The organism is Peribacillus sp. P4_B1 (genome assembly GCF_056402395.1).
This window is the reverse complement of sequence record NZ_JBFUHM010000040.1, coordinates 1-15,900: the sequence shown is the minus strand read 5'-3', so window position 1 is coordinate 15,900 and position 15,900 is coordinate 1. Positions and strand designations below refer to the sequence as shown.

Annotated in this window: 20 protein-coding genes and 1 pseudogene; 8 read left to right on the top strand and 13 right to left on the bottom strand. The window is 41.0% G+C overall.

What is annotated here, in order from left to right; translation table 11 throughout:
* Positions 1-24: 24 nt before the first annotated feature.
* The 7 genes from AC1DVK_RS19745 to AC1DVK_RS19715 all read right to left on the bottom strand — a co-directional run bounded on the left by AC1DVK_RS19745 (position 25) and on the right by AC1DVK_RS19715 (position 5,600).
* The gene (locus AC1DVK_RS19745) at positions 25-891 is read right to left on the bottom strand and encodes a YihY/virulence factor BrkB family protein (RefSeq protein WP_061461479.1); all 867 of its coding nucleotides are present in this window, start codon (positions 889-891) and stop codon (positions 25-27) included.
* A gap of 119 nt (positions 892-1,010) precedes the next feature.
* Complete coding sequence (locus AC1DVK_RS19740) at positions 1,011-1,454, bottom strand: hypothetical protein (RefSeq protein WP_477627200.1); 444 nt, start codon at positions 1,452-1,454, stop codon at positions 1,011-1,013.
* A gap of 117 nt (positions 1,455-1,571) precedes the next feature.
* Positions 1,572-2,798, bottom strand: a complete 1,227-nt coding sequence (locus AC1DVK_RS19735; RefSeq protein ID WP_125162353.1) for a cation:proton antiporter — start codon at positions 2,796-2,798, stop codon at positions 1,572-1,574.
* Between the two features lie 6 nt (positions 2,799-2,804).
* Positions 2,805-3,302, bottom strand: coding sequence for a cation:proton antiporter regulatory subunit (locus AC1DVK_RS19730; RefSeq protein WP_061461485.1), 498 nt, complete (start codon positions 3,300-3,302; stop codon positions 2,805-2,807).
* Between the two features lie 54 nt (positions 3,303-3,356).
* Positions 3,357-3,920: a tyrosine-type recombinase/integrase gene (locus AC1DVK_RS19725; RefSeq protein WP_477627199.1), complete on the bottom strand. Its 564-nt coding sequence runs from the start codon at positions 3,918-3,920 to the stop codon at positions 3,357-3,359.
* Positions 3,921-4,190: 270 nt separating this feature from the next.
* On the bottom strand, positions 4,191-5,198 hold the full coding sequence (gene mreBH / locus AC1DVK_RS19720; RefSeq protein WP_089362609.1) for a rod-share determining protein MreBH: 1,008 nt from the start codon (positions 5,196-5,198) through the stop codon (positions 4,191-4,193).
* A 177-nt stretch (positions 5,199-5,375) separates the two neighbouring features.
* A complete protein-coding gene (locus tag AC1DVK_RS19715) occupies positions 5,376-5,600 on the bottom strand; it encodes a hypothetical protein (protein ID WP_477627198.1) in 225 nt (74 codons plus the stop codon).
* A 101-nt stretch (positions 5,601-5,701) separates the two neighbouring features.
* Here AC1DVK_RS19715 and AC1DVK_RS19710 point away from each other — a divergent pair, with 101 nt between their 5' ends.
* On the top strand, positions 5,702-6,832 hold the full coding sequence (locus AC1DVK_RS19710; RefSeq protein WP_477627197.1) for an AbrB family transcriptional regulator: 1,131 nt from the start codon (positions 5,702-5,704) through the stop codon (positions 6,830-6,832).
* Here the strand turns inward: AC1DVK_RS19710 and AC1DVK_RS19705 are convergent.
* Positions 6,780-7,307, bottom strand: a complete 528-nt coding sequence (locus AC1DVK_RS19705) for a hypothetical protein (RefSeq protein WP_477627196.1) — start codon at positions 7,305-7,307, stop codon at positions 6,780-6,782. The two genes, AC1DVK_RS19710 and AC1DVK_RS19705, sit on opposite strands and share 53 nt — an antisense overlap.
* A 61-nt stretch (positions 7,308-7,368) precedes the next feature.
* Here AC1DVK_RS19705 and motA point away from each other — a divergent pair, with 61 nt between their 5' ends.
* The 5 genes from motA to map all read left to right on the top strand — a co-directional run bounded on the left by motA (position 7,369) and on the right by map (position 10,840).
* Positions 7,369-8,160, top strand: a complete 792-nt coding sequence (gene motA, locus AC1DVK_RS19700; RefSeq protein ID WP_477627195.1) for a flagellar motor stator protein MotA — start codon at positions 7,369-7,371, stop codon at positions 8,158-8,160.
* Entirely contained in the window at positions 8,153-8,908 is a 756-nt protein-coding gene (gene motB, locus AC1DVK_RS19695; RefSeq protein ID WP_477627194.1) for a flagellar motor protein MotB, read from the top strand. Before motA ends, motB begins: the two co-directional genes overlap by 8 nt.
* 45 nt (positions 8,909-8,953) lie before the next feature.
* Complete coding sequence (locus AC1DVK_RS19690; protein WP_477627193.1) at positions 8,954-9,229, top strand: late competence development ComFB family protein; 276 nt, start codon at positions 8,954-8,956, stop codon at positions 9,227-9,229.
* A 233-nt stretch (positions 9,230-9,462) separates the two neighbouring features.
* A complete protein-coding gene (locus AC1DVK_RS19685; protein WP_061461498.1) occupies positions 9,463-9,978 on the top strand; it encodes a type 1 glutamine amidotransferase domain-containing protein in 516 nt (171 codons plus the stop codon).
* 115 nt (positions 9,979-10,093) lie between these two features.
* Positions 10,094-10,840 (top strand): type I methionyl aminopeptidase, encoded by a 747-nt coding sequence (map, locus tag AC1DVK_RS19680; RefSeq protein WP_061461499.1) that lies wholly within the window; start codon positions 10,094-10,096, stop codon positions 10,838-10,840.
* A 41-nt stretch (positions 10,841-10,881) separates the two neighbouring features.
* Here the strand turns inward: map and AC1DVK_RS19675 are convergent, their stop codons facing one another.
* The 4 genes from AC1DVK_RS19675 to AC1DVK_RS19660 form a co-directional block, all read right to left on the bottom strand.
* Positions 10,882-11,124, bottom strand: coding sequence for a DUF2164 domain-containing protein (locus tag AC1DVK_RS19675; protein ID WP_061461502.1), 243 nt, complete (start codon positions 11,122-11,124; stop codon positions 10,882-10,884).
* A gap of 11 nt (positions 11,125-11,135) precedes the next feature.
* Positions 11,136-11,651: a molybdopterin-guanine dinucleotide biosynthesis protein B gene (gene mobB, locus AC1DVK_RS19670; protein WP_061461503.1), complete on the bottom strand. Its 516-nt coding sequence runs from the start codon at positions 11,649-11,651 to the stop codon at positions 11,136-11,138.
* Positions 11,639-12,904, bottom strand: a complete 1,266-nt coding sequence (locus AC1DVK_RS19665) for a molybdopterin molybdotransferase MoeA (protein WP_061461505.1) — start codon at positions 12,902-12,904, stop codon at positions 11,639-11,641. Before AC1DVK_RS19665 ends, mobB begins: the two co-directional genes overlap by 13 nt.
* A gap of 102 nt (positions 12,905-13,006) precedes the next feature.
* Positions 13,007-13,231 carry a DUF1128 domain-containing protein gene (locus tag AC1DVK_RS19660; RefSeq protein ID WP_061461507.1) on the bottom strand — a complete coding sequence of 75 codons (225 nt, stop codon included), beginning with the start codon at positions 13,229-13,231 and terminating at the stop codon, positions 13,007-13,009.
* Positions 13,232-13,461: 230 nt separating this feature from the next.
* Here AC1DVK_RS19660 and AC1DVK_RS19655 point away from each other — a divergent pair, with 230 nt between their 5' ends.
* Entirely contained in the window at positions 13,462-13,860 is a 399-nt protein-coding gene (locus AC1DVK_RS19655) for a YtxH domain-containing protein (protein ID WP_061461509.1), read from the top strand.
* A gap of 16 nt (positions 13,861-13,876) precedes the next feature.
* Positions 13,877-14,716 carry a YihY/virulence factor BrkB family protein gene (locus tag AC1DVK_RS19650; protein ID WP_061461511.1) on the top strand — a complete coding sequence of 280 codons (840 nt, stop codon included), beginning with the start codon at positions 13,877-13,879 and terminating at the stop codon, positions 14,714-14,716.
* A 334-nt stretch (positions 14,717-15,050) separates the two neighbouring features.
* Here the strand turns inward: AC1DVK_RS19650 and AC1DVK_RS19645 are convergent.
* A pseudogene (locus tag AC1DVK_RS19645) lies at positions 15,051-15,900 on the bottom strand (transposase); the annotation flags it as partial.

Here is a 15,900-nt window from a genome sequence, read left to right as displayed (position 1 = left end):
GACAGCCGCTTTTCAATCTTGATTTTATCTTTTAAGCGGGACAGGATGTACGATCGTACGTGACTGTTTTTTTGGAATGGAATTTTGGCGATGAAGGATTGCATTTATTTCTCCGCCAATCACAAAGATCAGACCACTTAAATACAGCCATAGCATCAAGATGATGACGCCTCCTAAACTGCCGTATGTGGAAGAATAGTTGGCAAAGTTACTGACATAGAATGAAAATCCAAGTGATATTCCCAGCCAAAGTACAGTTGCGGTCACTGCCCCGGGGATGACATGTTTAATGGGAAAACTTTTATTAGGTGCAAAGCGATATAGAAAAGTCAGGACGAGTGAGATGACTGCAACCGCGATAATCCACCGTAATAAGCTGAATAAAATTTGCATTTCTTCAGGAATCGGAATGACTTGCTGTAATATATCGATGATGACTTTTCCGAAGACTGGGAGACCCAACATGACGATGAATGCTACGACCAAGCCTAATGTCAACATAATGGAGATGAAGCGGGCTTTAAGGAAATTCCTTGTTTCTTCAACATCATAAGCGATATTCATGGAATGGATGAATGCATTCATTCCGTTGGAAGCAGACCATATGGTGCCAAGGAAACCAAAAGTCAGTAAGCCGCCGTTCCGTTCAGATAATATGTTGATGATATTTTTCTCGATGACTTCCATCGTTTCCGTAGGCATGAAGGTTTTTATCGTGTCCAGGGCTGTCTGAATATCAATATTCAGATAAGGTAATATGGACAGCAGTAAAATGAGTAAAGGGAATAGTGCGAGTAAATAGTAATAAGCTTGTTCAGCGGCCAGCCCCGTTACACGATCTTCCTTTATTTCTTTAATCAGTTCCTTTGAAAATTTAATCGACTTATTCATTCGCATCACTCCTGAATAGTTACTTAGGTTATCTGCTTCTTTTCCCTCTGTTCATGTAAGTTAATCCTCAAAAATTAAAAGGAATTGAAATGGGCCCAAAGAAGAAGTCCCTTTCATGTTTAATCCGCCCGCTTGTAGAAGCTTGTAACAATGATATAACCTGCAATTACCCCAGTGATCGTATTTAATGTGGTGGATCCATTTACGCCGAAATAACCAAAAACCAGCTTTGAGAGGGGCCAATCAATTTTAACTGCTTCAGAGAAATACAAAATCGGAATGATGGCGAAGTAAAGGAATGGCAAGCCAAGGATGACTATTCTTAGCCAATTCACTTTCAAATGCCCTTTTTTTGAAAAAATTTGCAGAATTCGGGGAATGGCGAGTACCATGCCCAGGAAAATCGGGAATGAAGATTCGAACAACAAGTACCCCTTAATCTCATATGTTTCGCGGCTAAGCTTAAATAGGTGCTGTTGGTACTTTAATCCTATGAATAATACGCCCGATAATACTACTAGGAATATTAAATATCTAATGGCTCTTTTCAAAGAAAGATTCATGATTTTTGCCCCCTTTATAACAAGTATAATAACAACTAGGAAATTATGGAAGATTTTTCAGGTGTGTTATTATAGGTAAACAGAAAAAAAGCCAGACAGCTTGACTGGCTTTTTTATCTATTGCACTTCTTTTCCCTGTTCCTTTGGAACCTTAGGAGGGGTCCATTTGAAGACTTTATTTAGGATATTATAGATGTGTTTGGATTCTTTTGTAAGGATCGGCCCAAGAATCGCTAAGGTCAAAACATAAAGTGCCGCGAACGGGGTTAGTATAGGCATTAAACCGCCGGCAATGCCTAGGTTTGCCAAAATTATGGAGAATTCACCACGTGAAACGATCGTTAAACCGATGTTTGCGGAAGCTCTGTGAGATAAACCGGATTTGCGTCCGGCAATCATACCAGCAACAAAGTTACCGATTATAGTGATGATGACAGCTCCAAGAACCATCCAGACAGCTCCACCAAGCGTCGTCGGATCGATACTCAATCCAAAGCTAAAGAAGAATATGGCCCCGAAGAAGTCTCTAAAGGGAATGACAAGTTTCTCAATCCTGTCGCTGTGTTCCGTCTCAGAAAAGACTAGGCCGAGCAGTAATGCACCAATGGCTTCCGCAACATGAATCGTTTCCGAGAAACCTGCAATGAAGAATAGTAAAGCGAACACGACGATGATAAAAATCTCATCAGAGGTTATATTGAATAATTTGTTAAGGATCCCAGATGCTTTCCGGGCGATAACAAAAAATACAAGCATATACCCAATCGCGATAAAAGTAGAAAGTAACGTTCCCCAAATGGAACCAGAGGAGCTTAATACCAATCCGGATACGACTGATAAATAAACAGCGAGGAAGATATCTTCAAACATGATGATGCCAAGGATAAGCTCCGTTTCATTGTTCCCGGTCCTTTTAAGGTCCACAAGCACCTTTGCCACAATGGCGCTGGATGAAAAGCTGATTATCCCCGTTAATATTAGTACTTCTTTTAAAGGAAGACCGAGAAGGAAACCATATACAAAGGCTAATCCGGCGTTGATTACAATGTAATACGTTCCGCCTGTCACGATATTTTTCCCGGACTTCATAAGCTTTTTAACGGAAAATTCCAGACCTAAGTAAAAAAGAAGGAATAAGATACCGACACGTCCGAGGAACGCTATGATTTCATCACTTTCAATGAAACGTAGGTCAATTAATCCGAATTGTGGGGCATGAGGGCCAACGAGCATCCCGATGATAATTAATAGTGGAACATTTGAGATTTTAAATTTACCTGCAACGAGAGCAGCCAATGCTACTAGAAGTAGGGCAGTTCCCACTTCAAAGACTAAATGGTCCATATGAGCTTAGTCACTCCTTTCGTCGGTCAATAATTCTCTTGTCAGGTTACGGATATCTTTTCTTTCCCCGGATATCACAAGGGTATCGCCTGTTTCGATGATAGAGTCGGGACCAGGATTATTCAGTTGTTTTTTTCCTTTTTTCGAATGGGCAATGACGGTTACGTTATAATTGCTCCTGATATCTATCGAACCGATCGTTTGATTGATGGCCTTGGAACCAGGTTCCACTTTGAACCATTCAATCACTAAGTCTCCCAATGACATTTCAATCGTTTCAAGTGCTTGTGGTTTATAAACCATTCCGCCTATGATGGAAGCCATTTGCCGTGATTCTTGATCGTTAAGGGTGATGCTCGATATGACGTCTTCATGTTCACTATCAAAATGGTACAATTCCCTACGGCCGTCATCGTGAATAACGATTACTAACTTTTCATCATTCCTTGTTATGATTTCAAATTTTTGACCAATACCAGGAAGTTCACTTTCTCTAATTCTCACTGGAATTCCTCCTTAAAATGTTGGTTAGAGTTTACAGAAGATAGCAGAATGTTGTTATAAGTTAACGTCAATATTCGTCTTGAATTTCTTCTCCTTGGATATGCCGATGTATTTTAATGTCTCCGATGGACTTGAATGATGGTAATGCTTTTGTATCAAGGCTAGTGAAACTCCTTGTTTATAGGCATGGTAGCCAAAAGTTTTACGCATCGAACTTGCTCCGAATTTACCCGTCAGACCTGCACCTTCCACAGCATCATGGATAATCCGGTGCGCCTGTTGACGTGTAATCGGCTTTTTCGTCTTAGGGGAAAGAAATAAAAACTGACCTTCGATAACCTTCGAACCTTTAAGGTATTCTTGTAAGGCAGTTCGGACTTTCAGGTTCAAATAAATTTGGTTGACCTCGTCATTTTCCATCCGTTGCTCATAGAGCTCCTTGATTTTTCCAGTTTCATCAAGAACGTTGGCGGCGGTGATTTCGAGCATTTCATTTATCTTCATACCAGTATTGATGCCAAGTACGAACAATAAATAATCCCGACTGGAATGAGCTCGTAAGTATGTTTTAATTTTGCTGATCTGATTGATATCCTTAAAGGCTTCTACATATTCCATAAGATCTTCTCCTCTTACCAATGTAACATAATTATATTGTATCACAACTTATGTTACATTGCATGAGTTTAGTCCTGGAGAAATAATCTTTCCCAAAAGCAACGCATACTGTCGAACTAAAAACCATTTTCCTTATTCTCTACCCAAATGAGGTAAAATATATCAGGGAAGTTATTTAACTTTAAATGTGGAGATTATTTTTAGCATCATGGGAACATCAGGCTTTGTAGATAAAAAAAAGAAACCCCAAGTTGGGATTCCTTCATCATTTTAATATACGGCTTTTTGTAATTTGTGAATGACCTCAAGTGAAAGCCCTGTTCCGATGGCAACTGATTCAAGCGGATTATCTGCAAGTTGGACTGGGACGACAATTTCTTTCGTCAGCCATTCTTGTATCCCGTTGAGAAGTGCACCCCCGCCGGATAAAATGACACCTTGATCGACGATATCCCCGCTTAATTCAGGAGGACAGTCTTCCAAAGTGGCCCTGATTGCTTCCAATATATGAAGAAGCGATTCTTGGATGGCTTCCTGGACGTCAGTGGATGATATTGTAATCGGCTTTGGAAGACCCGTTACAAGATCGCGGCCCCTAACTTCCATGGTGATCACAGGATGTTCAACGAGTGCGTAGCCAATTTCTTTTTTTATTTCCTCGGCTGTTCTTTCCCCAATCAGCACATTATGTTTTTTTCTAACATATTGGCTGATATCTTCATCCAATTGATCTCCACCAATTCTAATTGAATTACAAGAAACGACGCCGCCGTAAGATATGATTGCGACCTCAGTCGTGCCGCCGCCGATATCAACGATGACATTGGCAATGGGCTCTTCGACAGGCAGGCCTGCGCCGATTGCTGCCGCTACTGGTTCCTCAATAAGGTGGACCTGTTTGGCTCCGCAGCTTTTGACAGCATCCTGAATGGCCCTTCTCTCAACTGATGTGGAACCTGATGGTGTACAGACCACTACACTAGGCTTTCGAATCGATAAGCCTAATGCCTTACTTGCTTTTTTCATGATTTCCCGAAGCATTTGCGCGGTTACATTAAAATCCGCAATAACACCGTCCTTAAGTGGACGGATCGCAACGATATTTCCAGGTGTTTTCCCGATCATGTTTTTAGCATCCACACCGACTGCCAATACTTTATTAGTCTCTATATCTATGGCCACCACCGATGGCTCATTAAATACGATTCCTTTATTTTTACTGTAAACTAGCGTATTTGCAGTTCCTAAGTCAATGCCTATTTCTGTATTTGATAACATCTAGTCACCCCTCCATAAGAGTTTGACCCCTATATATTCATTCTACCTTTTATAGCGAGTTTGTGGGGGTGGGAAATCTAGTAAATGGTGGAAATGCCGAACTGTTCCTTTCATAGAGTGAAAACATGATGAAATATAAAAATGCGCTGGCGATGGAGAGCGGGGCCAACATTCTGCCTATTGCAGCTGCTGCAAAATATTTCCCCTCATATGTGTAAGGGCAAGCTTGGATACAAATGCTTGCCGTTGACTACCAAATCGATCTGCACAATAGCCGCCAAATAAATTGGCCACGACGGCAAAAAAATGTGAAAGGATCAGCGATGATCCAAGAAAAGGAAAATGAAACCCAGGATGACCGGCAAGGTAGATTTTCAAATTATTTCCAATCTCGTAAGTCAAAAGTAATTCTCGCTTCCTCGTATTTTCCCCATCATACCCCTCGCTTCAGTTGAAAGGGTGCAAGACAGCTTTGGACCAGCTTATTTTATGTTAAGATATAGATGAAAATCCGCTTAGATAAAGAAGGTAATTTTGTGAGTGCAAATTTAATCGAGAGTAAGAGTTTTAGAGTCATCTTTACATCTTTTCTAGCTTTCCTGGGTGGATATGCGTTTGATTGCCTTGGGATATACTTACCATGGATGCTAGGACCATTATTCGTGGTGATGATTGCGAAAGTGAAGTTAGGGAAGTACATGTTTTGGTCTAAAACCTTTAGAAGCACAGGATTGGTCATTCTTGGTTTGCAACTGGGCAGTTCATTCACGAAACAATCGTTAAATGAGATGCTTGAATATTTGCCGGTTATGCTTTTTACGACAATCGCAATCATTTTGTTTACAGTTTTGACTGGCTGGTTTATAGGGAAGCGAATGGACTTATCATTGAGCACTTCCATGCTTGGCAGTTTTCCGGGAGGTCTATCCCAGATGGTGGTCTTAAGTGAGGAAATGAAGGATAGTGATGAAACGGTTGTAGGTTTCATGCAAACACTAAGGGTCATCCTTGTGATATCCATTGTTCCTTGGCTTGTGACCCATGTAATGTCAGCTGAACCAGGTGCGGTATTGGCCAAATCGGAGCGGCCGTTTTTCTTATTTGAATATGATGGAAAGTTAGCAATCATGATGTTGGCAACCTTGCTATTATTCATCTACATCACAAAGAAGGTGAATTTCCCGCTGCCTTTTTTACTAGGACCTCTCATGGCCGCAGCCTTATTTAATTTAGTAGGTCCAGGTGCCCCGCAAATTCCTGACTTTTGGTTGAACTTTTCACAATTGTTGATTGGCGCACATTTAGGCTACACACTGAAGGTTGATAATCCCCGACTTTTCAGAAAGATGTTCGGGGCCGTATTCCTCAGTAATGTCCTGTTAATTGGATTTTGCTATTATCTATCCATTCAATTTGCTCCGATGCTATCCTTGCAGGCGAACGAATTATTTTTGAGCATGGCGCCAGGCGGCGTGGCCGAAATGGCAGTCACAGCCATGTCTGTACATGTGGATTTATCCGTTGTCACAAGCTTTCATTTATTCAGGATCTTATTCATTTTATTTTTTCTATCACCCATCATTAAATGGTTGGATGGAAGAATCCATGGGAAGCAGAAACAGGGACAAAGCTGACAGGCTTTGTCCCTGTTTTCAATATGGAAATACTATGTCGGAAAACTTTTAGCATGTTGCCCATAAAAGGATAGCACTCACGAGTAAAGCGGCGAAATTCACGAGTAAAAGCATGAAACTCACGAGTAAAGCGGCGAAACTCACGAGTAAAGCGGCGAAACTCACGAGTAAAGCGGCGAAATTCACGAGTAAAGCGGCGAAACTCACGAGTAAAGCGGCGAAATTCACGAGTAAAAGCATGAAACTCACGAGTAAAGCGGCGAAACTCACGAGTAAAGCACCGAAACTTAAGAGTAAATGAACAATTTTCAGGCGCAAAGCGAAACTCACGAACGAAACGCCCTGAAATTCCATTTTCGACGGAATTTTTACCTGGGCTATTGAAATATGCTGTTGAATTTGACCTTACAAGTAGTGGAAAAGGTGGGATTTGTGGTGATTTAATTAAATTTAAAATTAGTAAAATAATCCTCACTTTTTTTTAACTTCATCCGATATAAGGAGGAGACGAGACTTTAAATGAATGGGTGAGTAATATGGATATAACATCAGTTTTGGGCGTAGTTCTGGGTATTGTGGCCATCTTAGTCGGAATGGTGTTGAAAGGCGTTAGTGTTACGGCGTTGATTAACCCTGCAGCTATTATGATCATTATTGTAGGGACGATAGCTGCTGTCGTAACGGCTTTCCCTTTGTCAGAATTAAAAAGACTACCAAAAATATTCAAGATTTTATTCTTTGAACAAAAATTGACAAAGCCTGAAGAATTAATAAAAACTTTTTCGGAATGGGCGGTCATTGCCAGGAAAGAAGGCTTATTGGCATTGGAAAGCATTTCGGATCAAGTGGATAATACTTTTTTGAAAAATGGCTTGAATCTTGCAGTAGAAGGTCAGAGTGCCGATTATATTCGTGATATTTTAGCAGAGGAAATAGACGCGATGGAAGAACGTCATCTGAGTGCGGCAGCGATTTTCAGTCAAGCCGGAACATACGCACCGACACTTGGTGTATTGGGTGCAGTAATCGGGCTGATTGCTGCATTGGGGAATATGGCTGACTCGGAGGCATTGGGACATGCGATATCTGCCGCTTTCGTTGCAACCTTGATGGGGATTTACACGGGGTATGTGTTATGGCATCCTTTTGCCAATAAGCTCAAACGGAAATCGCAGCAGGAAGTCAGAATCAAAGAAATGATGATTGAAGGGATTTTGTCGATCATCGAAGGGGAAGCGCCAAGGACGATTGAACAGAAATTAACATCATATTTGCCTGCTGGAGATCGTAAAAAGTGGTTAGAAGGCGATGTGAGAGAAGATGGCTAGGCGAAAAAAGAAACAAAGGCATGAAGAGCATATCGATGAATCATGGTTGGTTCCTTATGCCGATATCTTAACATTGCTTCTTGCGCTTTTTATCGTCTTATTCGCTTCAAGTTCGGTTGATGCAGTAAGGTTCCAGCAGTTGTCCAATGTATTTAACCAGGTCTTTACGAGCGGGACGGGTTTTATGGAATTTCCTAGTGATTCCCCCAGCAATGAGCCGACGTCGCCCGAACAAAAAACAGGTGCAGAAGATCTTGAGAAGCTAGGGAAAAACGAGCAGGAAGAACTTACGGAAGTTCAGGAGCGCGTAAATGCCTATATCGAAAAAAATGATTTAACGGATAAATTGGGAACGAACCTTACGGATGAAGGTATGTTGATTTCAATTAGGGAAAACGTGCTGTTCGAATCGGGTGTGGCCGAGGTGAGGAGTGAAAACCGTAAAATGGCTAAAGAAATCTCGGGGTTACTGGTCATGGACTTACCCAGAAACATCATCGTAAGCGGACATACCGATAATATTCCTATCAAAAATTCCAAGTATGAATCCAACTGGGACCTGAGTGTGATGCGATCTGTGAATTTTATGAAACTTCTCCTCGAAAATAAGGATTTGGATCCCGAAATGTTCAGTGCTAAAGGACATGGGGAATTCAAGCCGGTTGCTTCCAATGAAACGAAAAAAGGAAGGGCGAAAAACCGGAGAGTTGAAATCCTAATTGTTCCACGGACAGCGATAAATGAGTGAAAACCTGTCAGGAATGGATGGGTTTTTCTTTTTGAAGGAGAATATATGGAAAGAGAATACACAAATGTGATGGAAGAAATCGTTGTGACATGGGTGCAGGTTTTAATGTCAGGTATAGAATACCAAACATTTTGTTCGTGCAGCAAATGTAAAAATGACATCATCACATTATCATTGAATAACCTGCCTAATTACTATGTAACCACGGAAGAACGGCGGAAAAGGATATTTGAAAATTTGAATACAGAAGAGAACAGGAAGTGGATCAACAATAGAATCATCAATGCCATACACGTTGTTGGCCAGTATCCCAAACATTGATCAGGTTTGGGAAAAGAAAAGAGGTCAGGGACCCCTTATTTTTCAGATTTTAAAGCCGAGGTGTAGCAACCTCCGAAAGAATGTCGGAAATTTTAGCGGGATCTCACTCAAATGAACGGAAATGATTTTTGGTAGTGACAACTTTAAATTGTGTTTTATTCATGCTGCAAGAGGGAACATAATTAAAGTACAAAGTAAGTTCATTCGATCAAAAATTGAGGAGATGAATTTTCATGGGTAAAAATATCGCATGTTTAGTAACGAATATGTTTGAGGACTCGGAGTACAGTGAACCCGCAAATGCATTTGAAGCAGCCGGCCATACCGTTACGACGATTGAAATGGAAAAAGGGAAAATTGTTAAAGGGAAACAAGGGGAAGTAGAAGTAGAGATTGATGAAAGCATCGATTCGGTGAAACCAGAGAACTTCGATGCATTGTTCATCCCCGGAGGGTTCTCGCCTGATCAACTGCGTGCTGATGAACGCTTCGCATCATTCGCCAAATCGTTTATGGATGATAAAAAGCCTGTATTTGCAATTTGCCATGGACCACAGTTGCTGATTACAGCGAAAACACTTGAAGGACGCCACGCAACAGGATATACATCCATTAAAGTGGATATGGAGTATGCAGGTGCCACATATTTGGACAAAGAGGTCGTTGTATGCGGCAATCAGCTTGTAACCAGCAGGACGCCAGATGATCTTCCAGCATTTAACCGGGAATCGCTTAATCTATTGAAATAATGAAAAATCCCGGCAGCTGCCGGGATTTTTTATTTAATAAGATTTAAAGGATTCATATACTTCAATCTTTGCAGTAAAATAAAAGGAGAGACGAATAAAAAAGGAAGTGTCACGATTGATTGTATTAAAATCTGCACGTGAAATTCAAGCGATGCATGAATCGGGTAAAATTTTGGCAGCTTGTCATAGGGAAATTGCAAAGTTGATTGTTCCTGGTGTGACAACATGGGAAATAGAAGAATTTGTCGAAGGATTCTTAAAAAAACATGGAGCGAAGCCGGAACAAAAGGGTTACAAGGGGTATGAGTATGCGACATGTGCCAGCATAAATGAAGAAATCTGTCATGGTTTCCCCCGTAAGACCCCTTTGAAAAATGGAGATATCGTAACGATTGATATGGTCGTCAATTATAACGGGGCCCTTTCCGACTCTGCCTGGACGTATACGGTCGGAAAGGTTTCCAAGGAAACTGAACATTTAGTGCATGTGACGAAGGAATCTTTATATAAGGCGATTGAAGTGTGTGTTGAAGGCAATCGGATTGGTGACATTGGTCATGCCATTCAAACCTATGTCGAAGCGGAAGGCTTCTCGGTCGTTCGTGATTTCATCGGACATGGGATAGGAAATGTCATTCATGAAGAGCCGCAAGTTCCGCATTATGGGCTGCCGAATAAAGGTCCGCGTCTTAAAGAAGGAATGGTATTCACTATCGAACCAATGGTAAACGTAGGTACATATAAAGCCAGCAGGGATGCGAATGGATGGACGGCTTCCACTGCAGACGGGAAATACTCGGCTCAATATGAGCATACGATTGCCATCACGAAAAACGGTCCGCTTATTCTGACAGAACAATGAACGTAAAAAAACAGCATCAATTATGATGCTGTTTTTTCATTTTAATCAATCGGTCGTTCCAATGAATACAAATCCTCTTCAATATTGCCTAATCTGTCCTCAATCACTTTTTTCGCATCATTAATGCCTTCGTTATAAATAAAGGGAGCGATGTTTTCCAAAATGAATTGCAAGTGATTTTCAGCAGCGATTTCACCGATTTCCTTATCATGTTCCTGATACACATATTCTTGGATACGTTCGATCATCTTGCGGCGTTTCTCTAAGGGAAATTGAATGAACATTGTGCCCTCCTTCATATTTGTTTTAAAAACCATGGAATGAATTGATCCGAATCCAAAGGGAAGACGGGTACTGAAGCATAATCCCTGGTTCGTTCCAGACATTCAGGCCAAGCCACCGCTGCTTTGACATTCGTAAGTCTTTCCAATAGCAGGAGGTCACTCTCTTCTTTGATTATAATGACCTTAGGAAAGTCCTCTTGCTTATAACCTTCAATTAAAATCACATCGGGGAGAAATAGACCCAATAATTGAATCAACTCAGCGATAGGGGCCTCGCCCTTGAAATTGCCGAGCAATTCTATTGTCCCGTCTCCTTCAACAAGTGAAGCGGCTGCCCCAGCCTGAAAGTGTTTATGGGAATCCTTCATACCAGTGATATCTGGTTTTCCGCCATGCCCATGGTGTTTTAAAATGGCTGTTTCTAATTTTACTGCGCGAAGCTTTTCGATTATATTCGTTATGAATGTCGTTTTTCCTCTATTTTGGTAGCCAACCACTTGAAAAATAAAGGGTTTTACCAAGGCCATTTGCTTCCTTCTTGGTCATCGAGAAGCAGAACGTCCACGATATCTCCAGTTTGAAAGCCACGGGTCCCCCCAGGTAAGACAGTCAATGAATTGGCACCAGCCAGGCTTGTTGTAATATTGGATTTATCAACACCACTAGGAATTACCTTCAACCGGCCGGATTCGTAAAATAATCGGGTTCGAAGCAGACGTGAGAATGGGTTGGGCTTTAAGAAGTCCTCTGCCAATTGAGCAGTCTCTTTTCGTAAATGCGGATGTTCCGAAAACAACATGGTGCGGATGATGGGTCTTGCAAATAGTTCAAAGCCGACATAACTGGCGGATGGGTTACCGGATAAACCGAATAAAATCTTGTTATTATATACGGCTACGGTCGTCACGCTGCCAGGGCGCATGGCCACTTTGTTGAATAGGACATCTGCTCCCACTTTTTGATAAATATCTGGGAGAAGGTCAAAATCGCCGACGGAAACGCCTCCAGTTGTAATGAGTAGATCGACTTCCTCCAAAGCTGTTGAAATGGCTTCGTAGCTTAATTCGAATTCATCTTTAAGCTTTCCATAAAAACGGACTTCTCCTCCCGCCCTCCGTATTTGAGCGGAAAGGGCATACGAATTGCTGTTGCGAATCTTCCCGGGCTGCAAAGGTTCATTAACATCAAGTAGTTCCGAACCAGTAGCGAATAATCCGACGACAGGCTTTTTGGCAACAGGGACTTCTGCATAACCGAATGTTGCCAGTAAGCCGATGATCCCTGGATTGATCGCTGTTCCTTTTTTTACAAGAAGATCCCCTTTCTTTGCGTCCTCACCTTGAAAAGAAACATTTTCCCCTTCTTTAAGTGAGCGTTTAAATGATATGTACTTCTTTCCATCCTTTTCGAATTCCTTCGTGAGCTCGAGCATAATTACGGCATCACACCCAGCTGGCATCTGAGCTCCAGTCATGATTCTTGCAACTTGGTTTTTTTGCACGGGGATAGTCGATACCATACCTGCAGCTAACTCTTCGACCACTTCGAATTCGAGTGGGTTATTTATGGAACCTTCAACGGTATCCCTGGACCTGAGGGTGAATCCATCATATGGCGAGCGATTAAAATGCGGAACATCATTTGTAGCTGTAATATCTTGAGCCAAAAAACGATCTTGACTTTCTTCCAGGGGAATCAGCTCCACTTCTCCTCCTAATTTATGCTTCATCACTTTTTCCACTGCTTCAGCGATACTGATGGGCGTTCTTCTATCTACCATGCTTACAACTCCTGTCTGTTTTCAACAATAAGTTCTATATCAAATGTAGCAGAAATCTTTAAAAATTGAAAAAATCCTCACCGGAATGGGAGGATTTGAATGTTATTTATTACGCAGTCTTCCAAGTTCTTCAGCGATAGCTTCCATTTCACGGACACTGAAATTGTTTTTTTTCATCACCATTTTATAAATATCGTGCAGTTCTTCGTACATTTCGATATCAAAATGGGTTGATTTGATTGCACCGAAGTTCATCACCTTCAATTTATCCTTAATTGCTTCAACCATAAACTCGACACTTTCGGCTGTGTTTTGTGTTAAATCCATACCCCTCATCCTTTCATACGTTCCTAAATTATTTACATCTTTGCATGATTACCCCTAGAAGTCAATGAATATTCGGGTGGAAAACGAAGCTTGAGCCTCAATTCACTTTGTCGTCTTTGCGTTTTAAAGTGAGAGAGTTTGGGAAAAGATAGGAAAAAACTTTTTTAAACATTGTATAATGGAGATAGCTACCATTATCATCAACCAATATATGACGAGGAGGAGAATATATGAGCAACATTCGAGAAGAATATAAATGTGCCAAGAAAAGTAAATTTATGCAAGCGGTCTTTATCGGGGCGTTAGTAGGGGCTGCAGTAAGCCTTTTTGATAAAAATACGCGTTATTCGGTATTGGAAAACAGCAAAAGTTGCTTGAGTAATATGAAAGAATTAGTGAAGAATCCCAATGGGGTACTTTCACAAGTACGTGAAACATCATCTAAGGTCCGTTCCACTGTAGAAAAAATTTCTGATGATGTATCATTCATTTCCCAAAAGGTGGAGGAAATGAAAGATATTCCATCGCAAGTTGCGCAAGTGGTGATAGAGACGAAGGAAGTCTTTGCTGCAGAGCCGGAAGATTCGACTTCAAGTCAGGATCCGCAAGGACGGGTTTCCTCAAATTAAAAAATGGGGTGGGGGTATGGCCAGTAAAAAAGAATGGCTGAAAGGCTCATTCTTCAAGACATTCATAAAACGGTTACAGATGGATGATGTGTCGGGACTTGCCGCACAGCTGTCTTATTTCTTTTTGCTTTCCCTGTTTCCTTTACTTATTTTTTTGTTCACTTTATTGGCCTATCTGCCATTTTCCCAAGAAGATATTTTAAATACTATAAGTACATATGCACCCGCGGGTTCGATGAAAATAATTGAGGCTAACCTCTCGGAAGTGATGGAAGCGAATAGTACTTTATTGTCGTTTGGTGTCATTGGAACCATATGGTCAGCCTCGAATGGGATGAATGCAATCATTAAAGCATTTAATCAAGCATATGGTGTAAAAGAAAGTCGAACTTTCTTTATTTCCCGGGGAATGTCGATTCTTCTCACTTTAGCGATGATTTTTGTGTTTATTGTCGTTTTATTGCTTCCGATATTCGGAAAACAGATCGGAGTATTCCTATTTGCTGAAATTGGACAATCCGATGAGTTTCTAATCATTTGGAATCAACTGCGCTGGGTGATCAGCACGCTTGTATTTTTAATAGTGTTCACGATCCTTTATTGGATTGCGCCCAACAAAAGACTGAAATGCCTAACCGTATTGCCTGGTTCTATCTTTGCAACGGCAGGATGGAGCCTCGTTTCCCTTTTGTTTTCTTTTTATGTGGAGAATTTTGCTAATTATTCGGCGACATATGGAAGTCTTGGAGGAATAATCGTATTAATGGTCTGGTTTTATTTATCTGGGCTCATCATCATACTGGGCGGGGAAATAAATGCCCTGTTAAGTGAAAAGGAAAATCCAGAATGTAAATGATCTTCCTGGAGTTCCCGTAATAGAGGACTATCCTGAAGCAGATACTATTCAAGAAATGACATAACTTTTGTAGAGGGGGAGTACTTTCATGAGTAAAAAGGATGGCAGCACAAAGCAAAAAGGAAAAAAAGGATCGAACCATAAAACATCAGGTTCAGCAAACGGTAAGAACGGGTATCATTAAATGAAACGAACATAAAAAAGGGAGCCTTTTAGGCTCCTTCAGTTTGTAGACAAAAGGGGTTCGGAATTAAAAAATTCCGAACCCCTTTTTGAGATTCCCTTTGAATTTTTGCCTGAAGTTAGGAGATTGGGGCTCTACGAGCCCACTATGTTAGGCCATTTTTGGACCTCCCCATGTCCAATTGGCCATCTTCTTTAAATTAATCGCAGCGAAAGTAAGCATCGCCTGCATCGACAATTTTTTAAGTCCCCTTAAAGTTGTCCAACGCATACCATGCTTTTCTTTTGCATCAGCGAATACACGCTCAATCGTTTCTTTACGTTTCGCATATATAGTTTTTACATCTTGATGATGACGCAGATGATCTTTCTTCTTCCACATGTGTTTGCCAAATATGCCGTGTCACCACTTTTTGATGGTCTTTGCTTTCTGTACACTGAGATAAAAATGAGCATGTCGCACAAGTGTGTTTGGGTGATTTATACTCGCGATAGCCCTCTTTATTGGTTGTTGAGTACTTTAATAGCTCTCCCGAAGGACAAAGGTAACAATCAAAATGTTCATCGTATACATAGTCCTGTTTGCGGAAAAATCCTTCTTTGGTGCGAGGAYGTGTATAAGGTAAAGCCGGTATGATTTCTTTGTTAAATAGGTAGCTTGTAATCGCTGGTGTTTTATAAGCTGCATCTGCGGCAACGGCTTCCGGTTTTCCAAYTTTCTCAATCACTTGTTCAACTAGTGGCTCTAAGATCTGACTKTCATGTATATTTCCRGGTGTTACAATTGTTCCCAATAMAAAACCGTTGCGGTCTGCGGCCGCGTGGAATGAATAGGCAAACTGTTTTGTTCGTTCATCTTTCACATAGTAGCCACTCTCAGAATCCGTTGTACTTTCTTTAATCTCTTTGGTCTCTTCTTTATCAAATTTATCTGATGGAAAAGGCTTCTTTCCATGGTTTTCACGATCTTGATTGATTTCTTCTTGAAGACGCCCTTGATA

What these genes read in the sequence shown, in the direction of transcription:
- motB (WP_477627194.1), top strand. Translation starts at nt 8,153, where the DNA reads ATGGCTAGGCGAAAAAAGAAACAAAGGCATGAAGAGCATATCGATGAA.
- AC1DVK_RS19665 (WP_061461505.1), bottom strand. Translation starts at nt 12,904, where the DNA reads ATGGTAGATAGAAGAACGCCCATCAGTATCGCTGAAGCAGTGGAAAAA.
- mreBH (WP_089362609.1), bottom strand. Translation starts at nt 5,198, where the DNA reads ATGTTATCAAATACAGAAATAGGCATTGACTTAGGAACTGCAAATACG.
- AC1DVK_RS19745 (WP_061461479.1), bottom strand. Translation starts at nt 891, where the DNA reads ATGAATAAGTCGATTAAATTTTCAAAGGAACTGATTAAAGAAATAAAG.
- motA (WP_477627195.1), top strand. Translation starts at nt 7,369, where the DNA reads ATGGATATAACATCAGTTTTGGGCGTAGTTCTGGGTATTGTGGCCATC.
- AC1DVK_RS19650 (WP_061461511.1), top strand. Translation starts at nt 13,877, where the DNA reads ATGGCCAGTAAAAAAGAATGGCTGAAAGGCTCATTCTTCAAGACATTC.
- AC1DVK_RS19740 (WP_477627200.1), bottom strand. Translation starts at nt 1,454, where the DNA reads ATGAATCTTTCTTTGAAAAGAGCCATTAGATATTTAATATTCCTAGTA.
- mobB (WP_061461503.1), bottom strand. Translation starts at nt 11,651, where the DNA reads ATGGCCTTGGTAAAACCCTTTATTTTTCAAGTGGTTGGCTACCAAAAT.
- AC1DVK_RS19675 (WP_061461502.1), bottom strand. Translation starts at nt 11,124, where the DNA reads ATGTTCATTCAATTTCCCTTAGAGAAACGCCGCAAGATGATCGAACGT.
- AC1DVK_RS19735 (WP_125162353.1), bottom strand. Translation starts at nt 2,798, where the DNA reads ATGGACCATTTAGTCTTTGAAGTGGGAACTGCCCTACTTCTAGTAGCA.
- AC1DVK_RS19685 (WP_061461498.1), top strand. Translation starts at nt 9,463, where the DNA reads ATGGGTAAAAATATCGCATGTTTAGTAACGAATATGTTTGAGGACTCG.
- AC1DVK_RS19725 (WP_477627199.1), bottom strand. Translation starts at nt 3,920, where the DNA reads ATGGAATATGTAGAAGCCTTTAAGGATATCAATCAGATCAGCAAAATT.
- AC1DVK_RS19710 (WP_477627197.1), top strand. Translation starts at nt 5,702, where the DNA reads ATGAAAATCCGCTTAGATAAAGAAGGTAATTTTGTGAGTGCAAATTTA.
- AC1DVK_RS19690 (WP_477627193.1), top strand. Translation starts at nt 8,954, where the DNA reads ATGGAAAGAGAATACACAAATGTGATGGAAGAAATCGTTGTGACATGG.
- AC1DVK_RS19655 (WP_061461509.1), top strand. Translation starts at nt 13,462, where the DNA reads ATGAGCAACATTCGAGAAGAATATAAATGTGCCAAGAAAAGTAAATTT.
- AC1DVK_RS19660 (WP_061461507.1), bottom strand. Translation starts at nt 13,231, where the DNA reads ATGGATTTAACACAAAACACAGCCGAAAGTGTCGAGTTTATGGTTGAA.